Source organism: Micromonospora sp. NBC_00421 (genome assembly GCF_036017915.1).
GTDB lineage: Bacteria > Actinomycetota > Actinomycetes > Mycobacteriales > Micromonosporaceae > Micromonospora.
Map to the genome: position 1 here is coordinate 3,973,996 of NZ_CP107929.1, position 17,707 is coordinate 3,991,702.

General features: G+C 72.9%; 21 protein-coding genes. 8 read left to right on the plus strand and 13 right to left on the minus strand.

Annotated elements, in window-relative coordinates; all coding sequences use genetic code 11:
• Nucleotides 1–31: 31 nt before the first annotated feature.
• From OHQ87_RS16365 to dut, 4 genes are all read right to left on the minus strand, one after another.
• Nucleotides 32–715: a DUF3159 domain-containing protein gene (locus tag OHQ87_RS16365; RefSeq protein ID WP_328338766.1), complete on the minus strand. Its 684-nt coding sequence runs from the start codon at nucleotides 713–715 to the stop codon at nucleotides 32–34.
• On the minus strand, nucleotides 712–1,092 hold the full coding sequence (locus tag OHQ87_RS16370) for an OB-fold nucleic acid binding domain-containing protein (protein ID WP_328338768.1): 381 nt from the start codon (nucleotides 1,090–1,092) through the stop codon (nucleotides 712–714). Before OHQ87_RS16370 ends, OHQ87_RS16365 begins: the two co-directional genes overlap by 4 nt.
• 305 nt (nucleotides 1,093–1,397) lie before the next feature.
• Nucleotides 1,398–2,051 (minus strand): DUF3710 domain-containing protein, encoded by a 654-nt coding sequence (locus tag OHQ87_RS16375; RefSeq protein WP_328338770.1) that lies wholly within the window; start codon nucleotides 2,049–2,051, stop codon nucleotides 1,398–1,400.
• Between the two features lie 25 nt (nucleotides 2,052–2,076).
• The gene (gene dut / locus OHQ87_RS16380) at nucleotides 2,077–2,607 is read right to left on the minus strand and encodes a dUTP diphosphatase (protein ID WP_328338772.1); all 531 of its coding nucleotides are present in this window, start codon (nucleotides 2,605–2,607) and stop codon (nucleotides 2,077–2,079) included.
• Between the two features lie 84 nt (nucleotides 2,608–2,691).
• On the opposite strand from dut, the gene OHQ87_RS16385 reads away from it, so the two are divergent.
• A complete protein-coding gene (locus OHQ87_RS16385) occupies nucleotides 2,692–3,192 on the plus strand; it encodes a DUF3093 domain-containing protein (protein WP_442930466.1) in 501 nt (166 codons plus the stop codon).
• A 53-nt stretch (nucleotides 3,193–3,245) separates the two neighbouring features.
• On the opposite strand, the gene OHQ87_RS16390 is transcribed toward OHQ87_RS16385, so the two are convergent.
• Both OHQ87_RS16390 and OHQ87_RS16395 read right to left on the minus strand, forming a co-directional pair.
• On the minus strand, nucleotides 3,246–4,022 hold the full coding sequence (locus OHQ87_RS16390; protein ID WP_328338774.1) for a hypothetical protein: 777 nt from the start codon (nucleotides 4,020–4,022) through the stop codon (nucleotides 3,246–3,248).
• A gap of 498 nt (nucleotides 4,023–4,520) precedes the next feature.
• Nucleotides 4,521–4,817: a DUF4193 domain-containing protein gene (locus OHQ87_RS16395; protein ID WP_067315205.1), complete on the minus strand. Its 297-nt coding sequence runs from the start codon at nucleotides 4,815–4,817 to the stop codon at nucleotides 4,521–4,523.
• Between the two features lie 431 nt (nucleotides 4,818–5,248).
• On the opposite strand from OHQ87_RS16395, the gene OHQ87_RS16400 reads away from it, so the two are divergent.
• A complete protein-coding gene (locus OHQ87_RS16400) occupies nucleotides 5,249–5,764 on the plus strand; it encodes a LytR C-terminal domain-containing protein (RefSeq protein WP_328338780.1) in 516 nt (171 codons plus the stop codon).
• A 194-nt stretch (nucleotides 5,765–5,958) separates the two neighbouring features.
• On the opposite strand, the gene OHQ87_RS16405 is transcribed toward OHQ87_RS16400, so the two are convergent.
• A complete protein-coding gene (locus OHQ87_RS16405; protein ID WP_328338782.1) occupies nucleotides 5,959–6,783 on the minus strand; it encodes an inositol monophosphatase family protein in 825 nt (274 codons plus the stop codon).
• Between the two features lie 513 nt (nucleotides 6,784–7,296).
• Here OHQ87_RS16405 and OHQ87_RS16410 point away from each other — a divergent pair.
• Entirely contained in the window at nucleotides 7,297–8,904 is a 1,608-nt protein-coding gene (locus tag OHQ87_RS16410) for an RNA polymerase sigma factor (RefSeq protein ID WP_328338784.1), read from the plus strand.
• 247 nt (nucleotides 8,905–9,151) lie between these two features.
• Nucleotides 9,152–9,385 (plus strand): DUF7455 domain-containing protein, encoded by a 234-nt coding sequence (locus tag OHQ87_RS16415; protein ID WP_328348879.1) that lies wholly within the window; start codon nucleotides 9,152–9,154, stop codon nucleotides 9,383–9,385.
• Nucleotides 9,386–9,649: 264 nt separating this feature from the next.
• Here the strand turns inward: OHQ87_RS16415 and OHQ87_RS16420 are convergent, their stop codons facing one another.
• The 3 genes from OHQ87_RS16420 to OHQ87_RS16430 all read right to left on the minus strand — a co-directional run bounded on the left by OHQ87_RS16420 (nucleotide 9,650) and on the right by OHQ87_RS16430 (nucleotide 12,508).
• The gene (locus OHQ87_RS16420; protein ID WP_328338786.1) at nucleotides 9,650–11,383 is read right to left on the minus strand and encodes a DEAD/DEAH box helicase; all 1,734 of its coding nucleotides are present in this window, start codon (nucleotides 11,381–11,383) and stop codon (nucleotides 9,650–9,652) included.
• 206 nt (nucleotides 11,384–11,589) lie between these two features.
• Nucleotides 11,590–12,240 carry a trimeric intracellular cation channel family protein gene (locus tag OHQ87_RS16425; RefSeq protein ID WP_328338788.1) on the minus strand — a complete coding sequence of 217 codons (651 nt, stop codon included), beginning with the start codon at nucleotides 12,238–12,240 and terminating at the stop codon, nucleotides 11,590–11,592.
• Nucleotides 12,241–12,283: 43 nt separating this feature from the next.
• Nucleotides 12,284–12,508, minus strand: a complete 225-nt coding sequence (locus tag OHQ87_RS16430) for a DUF3039 domain-containing protein (RefSeq protein WP_176739083.1) — start codon at nucleotides 12,506–12,508, stop codon at nucleotides 12,284–12,286.
• Nucleotides 12,509–12,591: 83 nt separating this feature from the next.
• Between OHQ87_RS16430 and OHQ87_RS16435 the strand changes: the two genes are divergently transcribed.
• Nucleotides 12,592–13,518 (plus strand): pseudouridine-5'-phosphate glycosidase, encoded by a 927-nt coding sequence (locus tag OHQ87_RS16435; protein ID WP_328338792.1) that lies wholly within the window; start codon nucleotides 12,592–12,594, stop codon nucleotides 13,516–13,518.
• A complete protein-coding gene (locus OHQ87_RS16440; protein WP_328338794.1) occupies nucleotides 13,515–14,429 on the plus strand; it encodes a carbohydrate kinase family protein in 915 nt (304 codons plus the stop codon). Before OHQ87_RS16435 ends, OHQ87_RS16440 begins: the two co-directional genes overlap by 4 nt.
• A gap of 31 nt (nucleotides 14,430–14,460) precedes the next feature.
• On the opposite strand, the gene OHQ87_RS16445 is transcribed toward OHQ87_RS16440, so the two are convergent.
• Nucleotides 14,461–14,820 carry a DUF3099 domain-containing protein gene (locus tag OHQ87_RS16445; RefSeq protein ID WP_328338796.1) on the minus strand — a complete coding sequence of 120 codons (360 nt, stop codon included), beginning with the start codon at nucleotides 14,818–14,820 and terminating at the stop codon, nucleotides 14,461–14,463.
• Between the two features lie 103 nt (nucleotides 14,821–14,923).
• Between OHQ87_RS16445 and OHQ87_RS16450 the strand changes: the two genes are divergently transcribed.
• Both OHQ87_RS16450 and OHQ87_RS16455 read left to right on the plus strand, forming a co-directional pair.
• Entirely contained in the window at nucleotides 14,924–15,211 is a 288-nt protein-coding gene (locus OHQ87_RS16450; RefSeq protein ID WP_328338798.1) for a hypothetical protein, read from the plus strand.
• A gap of 13 nt (nucleotides 15,212–15,224) precedes the next feature.
• Nucleotides 15,225–15,536, plus strand: coding sequence for a hypothetical protein (locus OHQ87_RS16455; protein ID WP_328338799.1), 312 nt, complete (start codon nucleotides 15,225–15,227; stop codon nucleotides 15,534–15,536).
• A gap of 211 nt (nucleotides 15,537–15,747) precedes the next feature.
• Here OHQ87_RS16455 and OHQ87_RS16460 read toward each other — a convergent pair whose 3' ends face one another.
• Both OHQ87_RS16460 and OHQ87_RS16465 read right to left on the minus strand, forming a co-directional pair.
• Nucleotides 15,748–16,317 (minus strand): HhH-GPD-type base excision DNA repair protein, encoded by a 570-nt coding sequence (locus tag OHQ87_RS16460; RefSeq protein WP_328338801.1) that lies wholly within the window; start codon nucleotides 16,315–16,317, stop codon nucleotides 15,748–15,750.
• A gap of 77 nt (nucleotides 16,318–16,394) precedes the next feature.
• The gene (locus tag OHQ87_RS16465) at nucleotides 16,395–17,618 is read right to left on the minus strand and encodes a S8 family peptidase (RefSeq protein ID WP_328338802.1); all 1,224 of its coding nucleotides are present in this window, start codon (nucleotides 17,616–17,618) and stop codon (nucleotides 16,395–16,397) included.
• Nucleotides 17,619–17,707: the final 89 nt, after the last annotated feature.

A 17,707-nucleotide genomic window follows, 5' to 3' on the forward strand; every position in this document is an offset into this window, starting at 1 on the left:
CGGTCCAGGTGAGCCGGCCCGGTGGGTGGGCTCAGCCGCCGGGCAGCGGCTGCGGGGCGGACTCCCGGGTCACCCGGCGCACCGTCCAGACCGTGATCAGCAGCAGCAGCGCGTACGGCGGGTAGCCGAGGGCGAGCCGGGCCACCCCCAGCGCGGTGTCCTGGTGGGCCAGGTAGAGCCCGGCCTGCACACCGACCTTGGCCAGCCACACCACCCCCCAGAGGATGGTGAGCTGGGTGAAGGTGCGCACCAGCCGGGGGTCGTCACGCCACTCGGAGCGCCCCTTGGCCACCAGCACCGACCAGATCCACCCCACCAGGGGCTGCCGGATCACCGCGGAGAGCAGCAGGGCGATGCCGTAGCCGATGCCGTAGAGGATGCCCGGGAGGTAGAAGTCCCGTTCGTCCCCGGTACGCCAGGCGATGGCCGCCCCGATCCCGATGCCGAAGAGTCCGTTGACGGCGTGCCGGACCGGGCGGCGCTGGACCAGTCGGACCACCGCGATCAGCAGCGCCACCCCGATCGAGGCGATCACCGCCGGTCGCAGCTCCCCGACCACGTTGGCCAGCACGAAGACCACCACCGGGATGCTGGACTCGACCAGCCCGCGCCAGCCGCCCAGTTGGTCGGCCATCTGCTCGGCGAGGCTGGGTAGCTGTTCGTCGTCCGCCGGGGTGGTCTGCGGCTCGGTGGCCGGGGGCTGTCCCGTCGTCACTTCGGCGACTCCAGCTCGTAGTACGGGTTGTAGATGACCTTGCGTTCGTCCCGGACGGCCACCCGCCCCCGCGCGGTGAGGTGCCGACCCGGCTCGATGCCGGCGATGTGCCGTCGACCCAACCAGACCAGGGTGACCACGTCACTGCCGTCGTAGAGGTCCGCCTCCAGGGTGGGCAGGTTGGTACGCGGCGTGTAGACCACCGTGCGGAGCCGCCCGGCGACCGAGACCACCTGACCCCGCATGCACTGGCGGGCCAGCACGCCACCGGATTCGGCGCTCTCCCGGCGTAGCTCCTGTGCCTCGATCTCGGCCTCGCTGGCGGTGAACCGGCGCAGGATGTCTCGCAGCGACAGCCGGCTCTCGTCGGTCGACATGACCTCCGCGTCACCCTCTCCACGCTGACCGGTCGGCACCGGCACTGCCCCGGCCCCGGAGCGGGACCGTGCCGCCAGCGTACGCCGATCGGCACCCGACGGCGTCGGTGCGGTGGGCCGGCTTCGGCGGACGCCCGCCCCGCCCGGCCGGAGGCAACCCGGCCCGGCGCTCCACCCCGCCCGCCACCGCACGGCCCGAGGTGCCGCCGGCCGCAGCCCGTGCCGGGACACCACCGGCGCCGGACAGCAGTCCGGGCCGGACGCGGCCACCCTCGGGTGACGGCGTCCGGCCCGGACGGGGGCGGTCAGGTCTCGCGCGGGGCGGATGCCGAGGCGTCGCCGCCCTCGGCCTGCTCCGCCATCTCCTGGGGCAGCCGCAGCGGCAGCGGCTCGCGGACCGGCTTCGCCTCCTGCCCCCGGTCGACCACCAGGCCGTCGAGGCAGGTGGCGAGCGGGCCGGCCGCGGCCGGGTCGGTGGCGACGGCACCCTGGTAGACGCCCCGGACCATCCAGCGCGGCCCGTCGATGCCGACGAAGCGCAGGTCGGTCGGGCCGTCCGGGGTACGCACCCGGGCGTGCAGCTCGACGCCGTACTCACCCTGGGCCTCCTGGGCGGTGGCGCCGTCGCCGATCAGCGACTGCCGGATCTCCTCGCGCACCTCGTCCCAGATGCCCTCGGAGCGGGGCGCGGCGAAGACGCCGAGCTGGAGGGCGTTGTCCCCGTGCACCAGCACCACCTGCTGGACGACCCCCTGGGGGTCGGCCTGCACCCGCACCTCGACCCCGGGCACCGCCGGGATGTGCAGGCTGCCCAGGTCGAGCCGTTGCACGTCGTCCGGTGCCTCGGCGAGGTCGTACGGCCCACGGGCCGGGCCCGCCGTCTCGTACGAGTCGAGGACGTCGGCCCGCTGGTCACGGGCGTGCCGCCCGCTCTCGGCCCGCTTTCGGGAGAAGATCACTGCGCCCACCCTCCGCTGTTCGCACTCACCCTGCCACCTCTTCCGTCCGTTCGCCCGCCCGCCCGGCACCCTCGGGCCCGGTCGGGCCACCGGGCGGGGGCACGAGCCCGGCGTGGCCACCTGTCGACCCGTGCCCGCCGGTCCCCCGTCGGGACCCGGGCAGCACCGCCACCGGCTGGAAATCGACCCGCTCCACCCGCTGCACAACGAGTTGCGCGATGCGATCGCCACGGGAGATCTTCGCCGGTGCGTCCCGATCATGGTTGATCAGGTTGACCAGGATCTCACCCCGGTAGCCGGCGTCGACCGTACCGGGCGCGTTGAGCACCGTCACGCCGAGCCTGGCGGCCAGCCCGGAACGCGGGTGGACCAGGCCGACGTAACCCTCCGGCAGGGCCAGCGCCACGCCGGTGGGGACCAGGGCCCGACCGCCGGGCGGCAGCTCGACGTCCGCGGCGGCCACCAGGTCGGCACCGGCGTCGCCGGGATGGGCGTACGCGGGCAGCGGCAGCTCCGGATCGAGCTGCCGTACGGGCACGGGTACGACGTGGGTCACGATCTGCCTCTTCCGTCGGCGTTCACGGGGTGCCCTGCCATCCTGCCGGGTCGGCCGGCCGTCGTGTTCCGTACCCTTCGAGGTGTGAGCCTGTCGCCTTCCCCGTCGTCGCCGACGCCGCCCGGCGCGGTCGTCCCGGCGTACTCCGAGCGGCTCGGCCTGCCGTGGTGGTGCTGGCTGGCCGGGCTGGCGCTGGCCGGGCTCGCCGCCGTCGAGCTCTGGATGGGCGCGGGTGGGGTGCGTGCCTGGCTGCCCTTCGTGCTGCTGCTGCCGGCCGCCGGTGCCGGGCTGTGGTGGCTGGGCCGGGTCCGGGTCGCGGTCGACGGCGGTGAGCTGCGGGTCGACGACGCCCACCTGCCCGTGCGGCACGTCGCCGACGCCGTCCCGCTCGACGCCGAGGGCCGTCGCGAGGTGCTCGGGGTGGGCGCGGACCCGCTGGCCTTCGTGGTGCAGCGGCCGTGGATCGGCGGCGCGGTGCAGGTGGTGCTCGACGATCCGGCCGACCCGACCCCGTTCTGGGTGGTGAGTTCCCGCCGGCCGACCGAGCTGGCCGCCGCCCTGCTGGCCGCCCGCGACGCGGCCTGAGCACAGCGGGGCGTCCCGGCGTCAGAGCAGCACGGCGTCAGGGCAGGGCGGCGTCAGGGCAGGGCGGGTCGGCCGCCGGGCAGCTCCCGGCGTTGCTTACGCAGGTCACGGCGGAGCTGGTCGGCGAGGGACCGGGTGGCCCGGCGGTTGAGGTAACTGGCGACGGCCGCCCCGGTGAGGAACGGGCCCAGCGTGGTCAGATTGCGGCCGAAGCGCTTGAGCAGGGTGTCCCGCAGTTCCTTGCGGGCGGCGGTGCCGAGCACCGCGCTCACCCCGACGCCCGGCACCATCGGGTTGATTCCCCGCTGGCTGGCCCAGGACTGGACCAGGGCGACGGTCCGGGGGGTGCCGCCGGTGGGCAGCGGCGCGCCGTAGACCTCGTGCAGCTCGCCGATGAGTTTCAACTCGATCGACACCACGGCCACCGTCTCGGCGGCGAGCAGCACCGGCGCGGAGAGCAGGGTCGGGGCGACGGTCCACTCCACCGCGGCGACGCCGCCGCCTGCCGCACCCACCCCGGCGGTGGCCCGGGTGGCGTTGCGGACGAGCCGGTCGGCGAGCGCCTCGTCGTCCAGTCCGGGGAAGTGCCGACGCAGGGTCGCCAGGTCCCGGACGGGGATGTGCGGCGCGACGTCGGCGACCGTGTCGGTCATCCAGCGCAGCGCAGCCCTCGGCTTGAACAGGTCGGCGAGCCCCCGGCGGCGGGCCTGCCCCACCAGCCGGGTGAGCAGTTGCCGGCGGCGGGCGGGGGCGATGTCGTCGGCGGTCAGCGCCGCCACCGTCGCGCCCAGTTCGTCGCCGGCCCCGTCGGCCGGTTCCGCGCCGACCACAGCCGACCCGGAACGGGGGTACGGGCCATCGGCGGAGCCGGGCTCCGTCCCCTCGGTCGCCGAGGTGCCGCCCGCCCCGGTGACGGCGTCAGGTGCGCCTGTGGGCCCGCCTGAGCCCGAGCGGGCGCCGGGGGTGGCTACGGAGGCGTCCGCTCCGGAAACGTCCGTACGGGCACCGTCAGCAGGGCGTGCGGGGGCGTCCGGTCGGCACGGGGCGTCCGGAGGCGTCACGTCGGCACGGGCCGCCCTCCCGCCCGGAGTACCGCCCGGCGCATCGGCGTCGGACGGCCCGACGTCGGACACCGGACCATCCGGTTCGGACCCGCCGTGCCGCTCGCCGTGCTCGTTCATCCGCCTGCCCTCCCGAGGTTCCCACCGGCCTGGTGGACGCGTACCACGAGTCAAGCAGCAACCCGCCGCGCCCGCACGGCGGCTCGGGCGTCGGTGGCTCGGGCAGCGGCGGCCCCGCGAGGAGGCCGCCGCTGGATGTGGTGGTGCTCAGACGCACTCGCGGCAGATCAGGTCGCCGTTGCGCTCCACCGCCAACTGGCTGCGGTGGTGCACCAGGAAGCAGCGCCCGCACCGGAATTCGTCCTGCTGCATCGGGAGGACCTTCACGGTCAGCTCCTCGTCGGCCAGGTCGGCGCCGGGCAGCTCGAAGCTCTCGGCCACCTCGGCCTCGTCGACGTCCACGGCACCCGACTGTGAGTCGACCCGCCGGGCCTTGAGCTCTTCCAGGCTGTCCTCGCCGAGGTCGACCTCGTCGCGACGCGGAGCGTCGTAGTCGGTGGCCATCGGTTTCACTCTCCCATATCGATGTTGTCGCTTCCGGTTGTAACGCCGGGCGACGCTGTTTCGGTTCCCACTGGCCGGCCACCAATGTTTGTCGGCCGCCCGACCCGACGGCCTCCGGATCGAGGTCCTCGGGGCAAGCACCGACGAGCGCGGTACCTTACCCCTCTCCAGGCGAGGCATGTATACCGCCCTCGCGGCAGAGATGTACGCCCCAGCGCCCGAAGATGTTCCCAATGTGACTCAGGCGACACGAAGATAGGGGTAGTAGTACCCCGTTCCCGGTTGGCGCGCCGGCATGTCGGACTGTTTCCACGCGACCGTCGGACAACCGTTAACCTCAGCGGCGTACTCGACGGCCGACGGCGCTGCCCGCCGCCGACGTTCGCCGCCACCACCCACGGTCCGGGAGCACCCAGATGAGCTTTGCGCGAGTGCGAGCACTCGTTGTCGTCGGCCTGCTGGCGGTCGTCGCCCTGGTCTTCGTCGTCGTCGCCGTGGTCCGCGACACCCAGGGCAGCGGGGCCAACGCCGGGGGGTGTCCCGAGGGCTGGCCGCTGGCCGACCTGTCCCTGCGCAACTACAAAGATGTCAAGATCAACATCCTCAACGGCACCAACGAGCCGGGGCTGGCCGGCAGCGTGGCGGACGACTTCCGCAACCGGAAGTTCCAGGTCAAGAAGCAGGGCAACGGCGCGCACTTCGGCGGCGTCGCACTGCTGCGCTTCGGCCCCAAGGGGGTCGGCTCCGCACACCTGCTGCGGGCCTTCTTCCTCAACAGCGCCGAACGGGACTACGACCCCAAGCGCCAGGACGACACGGTCGACGTGGTGCTGGGCGACAGCTTCCAGCAGTTGGCCACCACCACCGAGGTCAACCAGTCTCTCGGCGACCTGGGCGCGCCCGTCGCCCCGGAGGGCTCCTGCCCGATGCCGGTCGAGAACAAGTAGCCGTCACCAGATGCGGGCCCGGCCAGCCCGACCGGCGGGCCGGGAGCACGTCCAGCGCCACCGCACCGCTCGATCCGACGAGCACGGCGGTTCGGTGAGCACGGCGGGGCGCGGCGGTCCGGTGAGCGGGACAGTCCACGGCGGGCCGGCGGTCCGGCGGGCCGGGCAGGGCGACCGTCCGGCGAGCGCGGCGGTCAGGGGCCGCCGGCGGCGTCCAGGGCGGCCAGCCGGGTGTGCAGCGGCGCGAACAGCGCCGGCGGGGCCGCGATGACCAGGTCGGGGCCGGGCGGCTGACCGTCCAGCCCGGCCACCCGCAGGCCGGCCTCCGCGGCGACCAGTCCCCCGGCGGCCAGGTCCCAGGCGGCCAGCCCCTTCTCGTAGTAGACGTCGACCCGCCCCTCGGCGGCCAGGCAGAGATCCAACGCCGCCGCCCCCATCCGCCTGATGTCCCGTACCTCGTGGATCAGCCCGGCGATCACTCGGGCCTGGTGTGCGCGGCGGGCGGGGTCGTAGCCGAACCCGGTGGCGACCAGCGCCTGCGCCAGGTCGGTCTCGCCGGAGCAACGCAGCCGCCGGCCGTCGCGCCATGCGCCACCGCCGGCGGTGGCGGTCCACTCCTCGCCGGTCGCCACGTTGCGGACCACCCCGGCGACCACCTCGCCGTCCACCTCGGCGGCGAGCGAGACCGCGCAGTACGGAAGCCCGTACAGGTAGTTCACAGTTCCGTCGATCGGGTCGACGATCCAGCGGACCCCGCCCGCACGGACCGCGCCGGCCTCCGCGCCGCCGTACTCCTCGCCGAGCACCACGTCGTACGGACGGACCGCGCGCAGGGCGTCCAGGACCTGTCGTTCCACCGCCCGGTCGGCGGCGGTGACCACGTCGGTGGCGGTGCTCTTGGTCGCCGCGACCGAGACCCCGGCAGCCCACATCCGGGCAGCGGTGCCGGCAGCGTCACGGGCCACCGTGATCGCGATCTCCAGTAGCTCCCGCGAGGTCGGCGTCGAACCGGTCGTCACATCTGCCCCTTTCACGCCGCCCTGCGGGCACAGGACGCACCAGACCGAGACTCCCAGGCTCGCCACCGCGGCGGCCCGGCCGACCCGGCTCCCGAAGACGATCGACAACGACCTCGGCGCGACCGACCGGCCCGGTGCGACACGCGTGCCGGCTCCGTGTCGCTGATCTCGCCCGGCCAGCATAGGCAAGATCCGGTCTGGGTGCGGGCGGCGTTACGGGGCAGGTCGTGACGGGATCAGACGGCTGCTGGGCGGGTCTGCGGACCAGGGCCGACAGGGTAGCCACAAAGCCGACATAGTTGCCGAATCGGCGGTACAGACCACCGGTTGCCGTGCGCCGCAGGATGATCGCGGCAACCGGGGTTACAATTCACCCTGCCCACGCGCCACGGACCGCCGCCGCACAGCCGGCCCGGGACACGGGGGTCACTCAACGACATCGCACGGCACGGCACGCCACGCTGCGCCGGACGACCCCGGCCGTGCTCGCTCTTCGCCTCCGGAAGGTCATTCGTGACAGAACCCCGCCAGCCCGGCGCCGACGTTCGCTCGCTCACCGACACCCTGATCGCCCACGCCCAGAGCGCCGGCGGCCAGTTGACGTCGGCCCAGCTCGCGCGCACCGTCGAAACCGCCGAGGTGACCCCGGCCCAGGCCAAGAAGATCCTGCGGGCGCTCTCCGAGGCGGGCGTGACCGTGGTGGTCGACGGCTCCGCCAGCACCCGTCCCCGTCGGGTGGCCGCCGCGCGTTCGGCCACCCCGGCCTCGCGGGCCACCACCGCCAAGACCACCAAGAAGGCGGCCGCGCCGGCCCCGAAGCAGGCGCCCTCCGCCGAAGATGCCACGACACCCGCCCCCCGCAAGGCAGCCCCCCGGAAGGCGGCCACCACCGCGGGGGTGGCCGCCAAGGCAGCCGTGCCGGCCGCCAAGGCGACGAAGTCCACCCGGGCCACCAAGGCGACAGTGGCCGCCGCCGGGGCCGGCAAGACCGCCACCAAGGTCAAGGGCGAGGGTGCCGAGGGGGAGATCGACCCCGAGCAACTGGCCGCCGAGATCGAGGACGTGGTGGTCGAGGAGCCGGCCGAGCTGACCCGGGCCGCCGAGACCGACGCCGCCGCCTCCGCCACCGACAACGACTTCGAGTGGGACGACGAGGAGTCCGAGGCGCTCAAGCAGGCACGACGGGACGCCGAACTCACCGCCTCCGCCGACTCGGTCCGGGCGTACCTCAAGCAGATCGGCAAGGTCCCGCTGCTCAACGCCGAGCAGGAGGTCGAGCTGGCCAAGCGGATCGAGGCCGGGCTCTACTCCGCCGAGCGGCTGCGCGCCGCCGAGGAGGGCGAGGAGAAGCTCACCCGCGACATGCAGCGCGATCTGCTCTGGATCTCGCGGGACGGTGAGCGCGCCAAGAACCACCTGCTGGAGGCGAACCTCCGGCTGGTCGTCTCGCTGGCCAAGCGGTACACCGGGCGGGGGATGGCCTTCCTCGACCTGATCCAGGAGGGCAACCTCGGCCTGATCCGCGCGGTCGAGAAGTTCGACTACACCAAGGGCTACAAGTTCTCCACGTACGCCACCTGGTGGATCCGGCAGGCGATCACCCGGGCGATGGCCGACCAGGCCCGCACCATCCGCATCCCGGTGCACATGGTCGAGGTGATCAACAAGCTCGGCCGGATCCAGCGCGAGCTGCTCCAGGACCTGGGCCGCGAGCCCACCCCGGAGGAGCTGGCCAAGGAGATGGACATCACACCCGAGAAGGTGCTGGAGATCCAGCAGTACGCTCGGGAGCCCATCTCGCTCGACCAGACCATCGGCGACGAGGGCGACAGCCAGCTCGGTGACTTCATCGAGGACTCGGAGGCCGTCGTCGCCGTCGACGCCGTCTCGTTCTCCCTGTTGCAGGATCAGCTCCAGCAGGTGCTCCAGACGCTCTCCGAACGGGAGGCGGGAGTGGTCCGGCTGCGCTTCGGCCTGACCGACGGTCAGCCGCGTACTCTCGACGAGATCGGCCAGGTCTACGGGGTGACCCGGGAACGGATCCGGCAGATCGAATCCAAGACGATGTCCAAACTCCGACACCCGTCGCGCTCCCAGGTCCTTCGGGACTACCTGGACTAAGCCGGTACGTCAACCCGTCGTGTCGGTTTGATCACCAGCCGTAGAACATTCGAAGGTGACCGGTCCAATACGTGTTTGTGATCGTTGACGTGGCACCCTGGGTGCACGGCACACTGTCCTTCCCGCCAGGTGTGACCTCGGTCCCCCGCGGGCACACTGGGAAGGCGTGGCCCGGTAAGGGTGTTGCACGATGAGTGAGCAACGACCGAAGAGAGTGTTCATCGGTGACGACCAGAGGAGGAAGGCGATGACCCCGACCCTCACGCCGCCGCCCGCAACGGTGGCGCCCCCAGCCGCCGATGAACGGTGCGACCGCTGCAATGCTGCCGGCAAGCTCCGCATCACTCTGGCGGGTGGGAGCGAGTTGGTGTTCTGTGGGCACCACGCGAACAAGTACGCCGAGGATCTCGTGAAGATCACGGTGAAGTTCGCGACGGACCCGGAGTTCAGCTGGCGTGGCGCCGATCTGATGGCGAACTGAATCCCCAACCCGTACGACATAAGCAGGCCGGAGGCACCCGATGGGTGCCTCCGGCCTGCTTTTCCCACCCACCTGCCCCCCACCCCCACCCACCGCCAGACCCGGTGATCAAGAGGTTTAGGGCATCGGATCGCCGTTTGCTGACCAAAACCTCTTGATCACCGGGGACGCCGGGGACGCCGGGGACGGCGGGGACGCCGGGGCGGGAGGCTGGAGCGGAGGGGTGGGGTGGGGTGGGGTGGGGTGGGGTGGGGTGGGGTGGGGCTAGAGGGTTTGGAGGGTGGCTATGCGTTCTTCTAGCTGTTCGATGGTGGCCTGGGCGCTGGGGGGGCCGCCGCAGAGTCGGCGTAGTTCCGCGTGGATCTTGCCGTGGGGCAGTCCGGTGCGGTGGTGCCGGGCGGCCACCAGGGCGTTCAGTTGACGCCGTAGCGCGACCCGGCGCTGGGCGGCACTCAGGGGCACCACGGGCGCGGCGGGGGCCGTAGCGGCCGGCTCAGCGGCCCGGACGGCTGCCCGCCGGCGCTGCGCGGCGAGCTGGTCGGCTTGGCGCTTGGTCAGCAACTGCGACACCTGGGCGGCGGTGAGCAGACCGGGCAGCCCGAGGTACTCCTCCTCCTCCGGGGTGCCGGCCTGGGCGGCGGTGCCGAAGGACGCCCCGTCGAAGATCACCTGGTCCAGTTCGGCGGTCGCGGAGAGCGCGGTGAACCGCTTCTCCAGCTCGCCGCTGGCCTGGTCGTCGCGCTGGGCCCGCTCCAGCAGCTCGTCGTCGAAGCCCTCCCGGTCCTTGGGCTTGCCGAGCACGTGGTCCCGCTCGGCCTCCATCTCGCTGGCCAGGCCGAGCAGGTGTGGCACGCTCGGTACGAAGACCGAGGCGGTCTCGCCGGACCGTCGGGCCCGGACGAACCGGCCGATGGCCTGGGCGAAGTAGAGCGGGGTGCTGGCGCTGGTGGCGTACACCCCGACCGCCAGCCGGGGGATGTCGACGCCCTCGGAGACCATCCGGACCGCCACCAGCCACCGCTGCACGGACGCCGCGAACGTCGCGATCCGGGCGGACGCCCCCTGGTCGTCGGAGAGGACCACGGTGGCCTTCTCGCCTGTCACCTGCTCGATCAGCTTGGCGTAGGAGCGGGCGTTCTGCTGGTCGCTGGCGATGATCAGGCCACCGGCGTCGGCCATTCCGGCGTTGCGCAGCACGGTCAGCCGGGCGTCGGCCGCCCGGAGCACCTGCGGCATCCAGTCCCCGGCCGGGTCGAGGGCGGTCCGCCAGGCCTGGGCGACGAGATCCTGGGTCATCGGCTCGCCGAGCCGCGCCGCCAGTTCGTCCCCGGCGTTGGTCCGCCACCGGGTCTCCCCCGAGTACGCCAGGAACAGCACCGGACGGACGACCCCGTCGCGCAGCGCGTCGGAGTAGCCGTACACCGAGTCGGCGCGGGACCGCAGCAGCCCGTCGCCGCCCCGCTCGTAGGTGACGAACGGAATCGGGTTGTCGTCGGAGCGGAACGGCGTGCCGGTGAGCATCAGCCGGCGTACCGCGGGTTCGAAGGCGTTCTTGACCCCGTCGCCCCACGAACGGGAGTCGCCGGCGTGATGGATCTCGTCGAGGATGACCAGGGTGCGTCGGGTCATCGTGCGTCGCCGGTGGACCTGCGGGGCCATCCCGACCTGGGCGTAGGTGACGACCGCGCCGTGGAAGTCGGCGGCGGAGTGCAGGTCGGCGTTGCGGAACGCGGAGTCGAGCTGGATGCCGACCCGGGCCGCGGCCTCGGCCCACTGGGTCTTCAGGTGCTCGGTGGGGGCGACCACGGTGACCGCCTCGACGGTGCCGTCGACGAGCAGCTCGGCGGCGATGCGCAGGGCGAAGGTGGTCTTGCCGGCGCCGGGGGTCGCCACCGCCGTGAAATCGTCGGTACGACGGCGCAGGTATTCCACCATCGCCTTGCGCTGCCAGGCACGCAGGGGTGGGAACGTCTCCAATGCCGGCAACCGGGGTGCCACCCGAGGCTCCTCTCCGACCGCACCGAGGCGGATCCGGGCCGAGGGCCACGGTTCCGCCGCCCATGAAAACGCCTCCGCGCAGAGAATGCCGCGAAGGCCGGCCCAGCATAACCAGCCGGGGCCGGCAACCCCAGTCGACACCACGCCCGTCGCCCCGACCAGCGCCGTCACGAGAAGTGGATCACAGGCGGCGGCGGAAAGGCGGATCAGAAGCGGGGGCGGCCGGGACCGGTGTCCGGGGGGTGCATCGTCGCCACCGGGGCCGACCAGCGCCGCCGTAGCGCCACCAGGCGCAGGGCGAAGACCAGCAGCGCCGCGGCGGTCAGCCCGCCCGCCCCGGCGTACCCCAGCCCCGCCAGCAGCACCACCATGATCGATCCGGCGAGCGCGGCGACGGCGTAGATCTCCCGGCGCAGCACCACCGGTATCTCGGCGGTGAGCAGGTCGCGGCCGAGGCCGCCGCCGATCGCGGTGAGCATGCCGATCACCACGGCACCGACCGCCGGCACCCGGGCGTCGAGCGCCTTGAGCGTGCCGGTGACGGTGAACAGGCCCAGGCCGGCGGCGTCCAGCACCAGCACGGTGGTGCGCAGCCGGGCGAGCTGTGGGTGCAGCCAGAACACGGCGGTCGCGGTGACCGCGGCGGTGGCGGCATACCGCCAGTCGGCGAAGGCGAGCGGTGGGACCTCGTCGATGACCAGGTCGCGGACGATCCCGCCGCCGAGCGCGGCGACGAACCCGACGAAGACGACGCCGAACAGGTCGAGCCGCTTGGCCACCGCCGCGGAGGCCCCGGAGGCGGCGAAGACGGCCACCCCGGTCAGGTCGGCCAGGAGCAGGGCGGTGGAGGTGGTCACACCGCCGAAGGGTACGCCGGGCGGTCCGCCGGACCGCCCGGGATCACTCGCGGTACGAGTCGTAGATCTCCTTGCACTTGGGGCAGACCGGCGAGCCGGGCTTGGCGGCCTTGGTCACCGGGAACGTCTCGCCGCAGAGCGCCACCACGTAGGTGCCCATCACGGCACTCTCGGCGATCTTCTCCTTGCGCACGTAGTGGAACATCTCGGGACCGGTGTCGGCGTCCTTCAACTCCGGACGCTCAAGAACCTCTGTACTCACAGTCACACCTCCAACTGCCCAAGTTTGGCAGGTCGACCGGGTCCGGTCCACCGCAGCCCACCCCGATGGTGGCCGTTACGGTAGCCGACGTGACCACCTTCCACATCCGCCCTGGCACCGAGGTCGCCGCCGCCCTGCGTGACGGCCGTCCCGTCGTCGCCCTGGAGAGCACCATCGTCTCGCACGGTCTGCCCCGACCGGACAACCTGCGGGTCGCCCGGGAGATCGAGCAGACGGTACGCGACGCCGGCGCCGTCCCCGCCACCATCGGCATGGTCGGCGGCGAACTCGTCGTCGGCCTCGACGATGCCCAACTGACCCGCCTCGCCACCGTCGACGGGGTGGCGAAACTCTCCGTCCGCGACCTCGCGGTGGCCGCTGCCACCGGCGCGGACGGGGCCACCACCGTCGCCGCCACCAGCGCGGTGGCCGCCGCCCTGGGGATCGGCGTCTTCGCCACCGGAGGGCTGGGCGGGGTGCACCGGGAGGCGGCGCAGACCTTCGACGAGTCGGCCGACCTGGTCACCCTGGCCCGTACCCCGATCGCGGTGGTCTGTGCCGGGGTCAAGTCGATCCTCGACGTCGGGGCAACCCTGGAGCGGCTGGAGACCCTCGGTGTCGGGGTGCTCGGCTACCGCACCCGGCGCTTCCCCGGGTTCTACCTGACCGACGCCGGCTTCGACCTGGACTGGTCGGTGGAGTCCCCCGAGCAGGTCGCCGAGGTGCTGGCCGCCCGGGAGCAGCACGGCGTGCACCGCGGCGGGCTGATCGTGGCCAACCCGCTTCCGGTCGACGAGCAGCTCGACCCGGCGCTGCACGACCGGACCCTCACCGAGGGGCTGGCCCGGTTGGGCCGCGACGGGGTCACCGGCAAGGCGGTCACCCCGTTCCTGCTGGCTTACTTCCACTCGGCCACCGAGGGTGCCAGCCTGGCGGTCAACGTGCGGATCATCCTGCGCAACGCCGACCTGGCCGCCCGGATCGCGGTCGCGTCGGCCCGGCACGGCACGGCATGACCGGTCCGGGCCGGATCGTGGTGGTCGGCGACCTGATCACCGACGTGGTGGCGGTGCTGGCCGGGCCGTTGGCCACCGGTTCGGACACCCCGGCGACGATCAGGGTCACCGGTGGTGGTCAGGCGGCCAACACCGCCGCCTGGATCGCCGCCCAGCACGCACCTGTGACGTTGGTCGGTGCGGTCGGCGACGACAGCGCCGGCCGGGACCGGGTGGCCGAGTTGGAGCGGGCCGGGGTGGACTGCGCGATCGAGGTGCACGCAAGGGCCACCACCGGGACGGTGATCGTGCTGGCCACCGCCGCCGAACGGACCATGGTCACCGAGCGGGGGGCCAACCTGCGGCTGACCGTCGGACACGTCGACCGGGCTGTGGCGACGCTGCCCGACGCGACCCACCTGCACCTGTCGGCGTACTGCCTGCTGGATGCCGGGTCGCGACCGGCCGGGCTGCGGGCGTTGGCCGCGGCCCGCGAGCGGGGGCTGACCACCAGCGTCGACGCGGCCTCCGCCGCACCGCTGCGGCGGATCGGCGCGGCGGCCTTCCTGTCCTGGGTACGCGACGTCGACCTGCTGCTCGTCAACGCGGACGAGGCGAGCGTGCTGGCCGGCGGGCTGGACCCGGCGGCACAGGCGCGGGCGTTGTCGGCGGCGGCCCGGCGGGTGGTGGTGAAGCGCGGTGGTGCGGGCGCGATCTGGGTGGACCGGCGGGCGACGATCGGGGTGGTCCCCTCGCTGCGGGTCGCGGTGGTGGACGTCACCGGCGCCGGGGACGCCTTCGCGGCGGGCCTGCTCACCGCCTGGACGGCCGGCGCGAAACCGCGTGCCGCGCTGACCCGCGCCGCCGACCTCGGCGCGCTGGCGGTCTCCACGGTGGGTGCCCGCCCCGCCCCGGAGGCGGCAGCAGGGTAGCGGTGGTGGACGCCTGCGCCGGGAGCCGTGGTCAGGGCTCGACGTCGATGACCCGGTGCGGGCGTTCCTCGGCGGTGAGGCTCATCGGCGGGGTCTCGTCGCGGTGGCGGGGCTGGAACCGGTTGGCGAGCCGGTGCTCCTCCTTGGGCGGACGGTCGTTGGCGAGCAGCACCGCCAGCCAGGGAATGAGGATCATGCCCAGCGCCACCAGGGGCAGCCAGAGCCAGAGCAGCGGGGCCTTCGTGCCGACCAGGACCGCTCCGGCGATCACGCAGGCCACCCGGATGCCCATCATCAGCACGTACCGCTTCTGTCGGCTGGTGAGCTGGTCGTCCTGGCTACGCGAGGCGTCGGTGATCAGAATCGGCTGGTACGCCTGACGCTTCACCATGGACCTCCTGAGGGGATTGCCCCCATCCTGTCACCGCACCACCTTGATCAGCGAAAATCGGCGCATACCATCTCGCGTGTTACGTGCGTGGTACGCTGCGCGGGTGGGCAGCCGGTTCAGCTTCACCGACGAGGCGTTGACCAACCTGCGGGTCTACGACGTCACCCCCGGGGAAGTCTGGGAGGCGCTGCACAGCACCCGCCGGGTGATCCGGCACCTCGGCGAGGACCTGACGGTCGTCTACGCCGCGAACCGTCGCGGCCGACGGCTGGCCGTCCTGCTCGCCGAGGCCGACGGCACCGACCACGACTGGGACGTCCTCTCCGCCCGCGAACTGAGCGATGTCGAGGCCAAGCGCTACGACGAGACCGTGCGGAGAACGCGCCGATGAGGAGGCGACGGCGATGAACCGTAACGAGGCCATCAAGCGATTCCACGACGGCGACGACACGTTCGCCGAGCTGATCGACGACAGTCAGCCGGTGGAGCTGCCCGCCCCCGACACCGACGTGCCGATGGTCAGCCGCTCGGTACGCCTGCCGATGGACACCTACGAGCGGGTCCGGTCGGTGGCGGAGGCCCGCGGCATCGGGGTCACCACGCTGATGCGGCAGTGGATCGAGGCGGGCCTGGCCGACCTGGACGACTCGGCCACCGTCTCGCTCGCCGACGTGCGCCGGGCGCTCGCCGCGCTCTCCCGCCCCACCGCCGCCTGAGGCACCCGTACCCGACCGCGCGTCGCCTGGGTGACCGCACCTGACGTGCGTCGTCCGCCATCGCCCGCCGTCGCCGCTGTCGCGGATCTCGACGAGCCGCAGCGACCCCGGTTGCGTCAGCCGCCGCCGGCCTTCGCCGCCGCGCCGGCCCCGCGCCGTTCTTCGCCGCCGCTCTGACCCCTCACCCGGCCTTCGCCGCCGCTCTGACCCCTCACCCGGCCTTCGCCGCCGCCTTGGCCTGCTGTTTGTACTCGCGTACCCGGCGCAGCGACTCCGCGTCGGTGACGTCGGCGACCGACCGGTACGCGTCCGGGTCGCCGTAGCCGCCGGCGGCCTCCCGCCAGCCGTCCGGCCGGACCCCGTACCGCTTGCCGAGCAGGGCGACGAGGATCTGCGCCTTCTGGGTGCCGAAGCCGGGCAGGTCGACGATCCGGCGCAGCAGTTCCCGCCCGTCGGTGACGTCGGCCCAGAGCCGGCCGGCGTCGCCGTCGTACCTGTCGACCAGGATCCGGCACAGCTCCTGCACCCGGCCGGCCATCGCCTTGGGGAAGCGGTGCAGTGCGGGTGGACCGGTGAAGACCGCCACCAGCGCCTGCGGGTCGTAGTCGGCCAACTCCCGGGCGTCCGGGTCGTGACCCAGCCGCTGGGCGAGCACGTACGGCGACGAGAAAGCCTTCTCCATCGGCACCTGCTGGTCGAGAAGCATCCCCGTCAGCAGGGCCAGCGGGCTGCGTTCCAGCAGCCGGTTGGCCTCGCCGTCGATGGGCAACGAGAACGTCATCCCCCCATCCTGCCCCCTCGACGCGGCGCGGCCCGGCGAACACCACTGGTGTCCACCGGGCCGCAGGTGAGGTCGCGTCAGTTCACCACGAAGAGCAGCCGGTTCGGCGAGCCCGAGCCGGGGTTGGTCACCACGCCGGTGGTGGCGCTGCCGGTCAGGGAGCTGGCCACCTGGGCGGGGGTGTAGGAGGGGTTGGCCGACAGGACCAGGGCGGCGGCGCCGGCGACGTGCGGGGACGCCATCGAGGTGCCGCTGATCGAGTTGGTGGCGCTGTCGTTGGTGTTCCAGGACGACGTGATGCTCGACCCGGGGGCGAAGAGGTCGACGCAGGTGCCGTAGTTGGAGTAGGAGGCCCGCGCGTCGGTGCTGGTGGTGGCGCCGACGGTGATCGCCGAGGCGACCCGTGCCGGCGAGGAGTTGCAGGCGTTGGCGCTGGAGTTGCCGGCCGCCAGCGCGTACGTGACGCCCGAGCTGATCGAGTTGGCCACCGCGTTGTCGAGGGCGGTGCTGGCCCCGCCGCCGAGGCTCATGTTGGCCACCGCCGGCTTGACCGCGTTGGCGGTCACCCAGTTGACGCCGTTGACCACACCGGTGGTGCTGCCGCTGCCGGCGCAGTTGAGCACCTTCACCGCGATCAGCCGGACGCCCTTGGCCACACCGTACTTGGTGCCGCCGACGGTGCCGGCGACGTGGGTGCCGTGGCCGTTGCAGTCGGTGTTGTTGGAGTCGACCGTGTTGGTGCCCCAGGTGGCCCGCCCGCCGAAGTCGGTGTGGGTGGTCCGGATGCCGGTGTCGATGATGTACGCCCGCACGTTGGTGGCCGTGTTCGGGTAGGTGTAGCTGGAGTTCAGCGGCAGGTTGCGCTGGTCGATCCGGTCCAGGCCCCAGGACGGCGGGTTGGTCTGGGTCGCCTGGACGGTAAGCACCCGGTCCTGCTCCACGTAGGCCACCGCCGGGTCGGCGGCGAGCCGGCGGGCCTGGCTGGCGCTCATCTTCGCGCTGAAGCCGGTGAGCGCGGCGCTGTAGACGTCGGCGACGTTTCCGCCGTACCGCTTGGTGAGGCTGGCGGCGCGGTCCGGCACGGCGGTGTGGGCGGCGCGGCTGTTGGCGGCGCCGACAGCGTCGCCCTTGAGCACGACCAGGTAGCTGCCGCTGATCGCGCCCGGCGCGGAGTCGTAGCGGATCTGACCGGTGGGGGCGGCGAGGGCGGGGGCACCGGCGGCGACGGAGAAGGCCGCGGCGGCGGCCGCGACGGCGACCGCGCGGATCGCGCGACGTCGGGGGACGGACACATCGGACATCGTCTGAACTCCCTACCGGGTACGACCGGACAGGCGGGGCCGTCCGAACGTCCCATCGACTGATGTTGGGGGAATGCTAACCAGACATC

Excerpts from the sequence above, each read along its gene's own strand:
- OHQ87_RS16370 (WP_328338768.1), bottom strand. The coding sequence starts at position 1,092 with ATGTCGACCGACGAGAGCCGGCTGTCGCTGCGAGACATCCTGCGCCGG.
- OHQ87_RS16395 (WP_067315205.1), bottom strand. The coding sequence starts at position 4,817 with ATGGCCACCGACTACGACGCTCCGCGTCGCGACGAGGTCGACCTCGGC.
- OHQ87_RS16415 (WP_328348879.1), top strand. The coding sequence starts at position 9,152 with ATGACCCCGACCCTCACGCCGCCGCCCGCAACGGTGGCGCCCCCAGCC.
- OHQ87_RS16440 (WP_328338794.1), top strand. The coding sequence starts at position 13,515 with ATGACCGGTCCGGGCCGGATCGTGGTGGTCGGCGACCTGATCACCGAC.
- OHQ87_RS16445 (WP_328338796.1), bottom strand. The coding sequence starts at position 14,820 with ATGGTGAAGCGTCAGGCGTACCAGCCGATTCTGATCACCGACGCCTCG.
- OHQ87_RS16455 (WP_328338799.1), top strand. The coding sequence starts at position 15,225 with ATGAACCGTAACGAGGCCATCAAGCGATTCCACGACGGCGACGACACG.
- OHQ87_RS16460 (WP_328338801.1), bottom strand. The coding sequence starts at position 16,317 with ATGACGTTCTCGTTGCCCATCGACGGCGAGGCCAACCGGCTGCTGGAA.
- OHQ87_RS16465 (WP_328338802.1), bottom strand. The coding sequence starts at position 17,618 with ATGTCCGATGTGTCCGTCCCCCGACGTCGCGCGATCCGCGCGGTCGCC.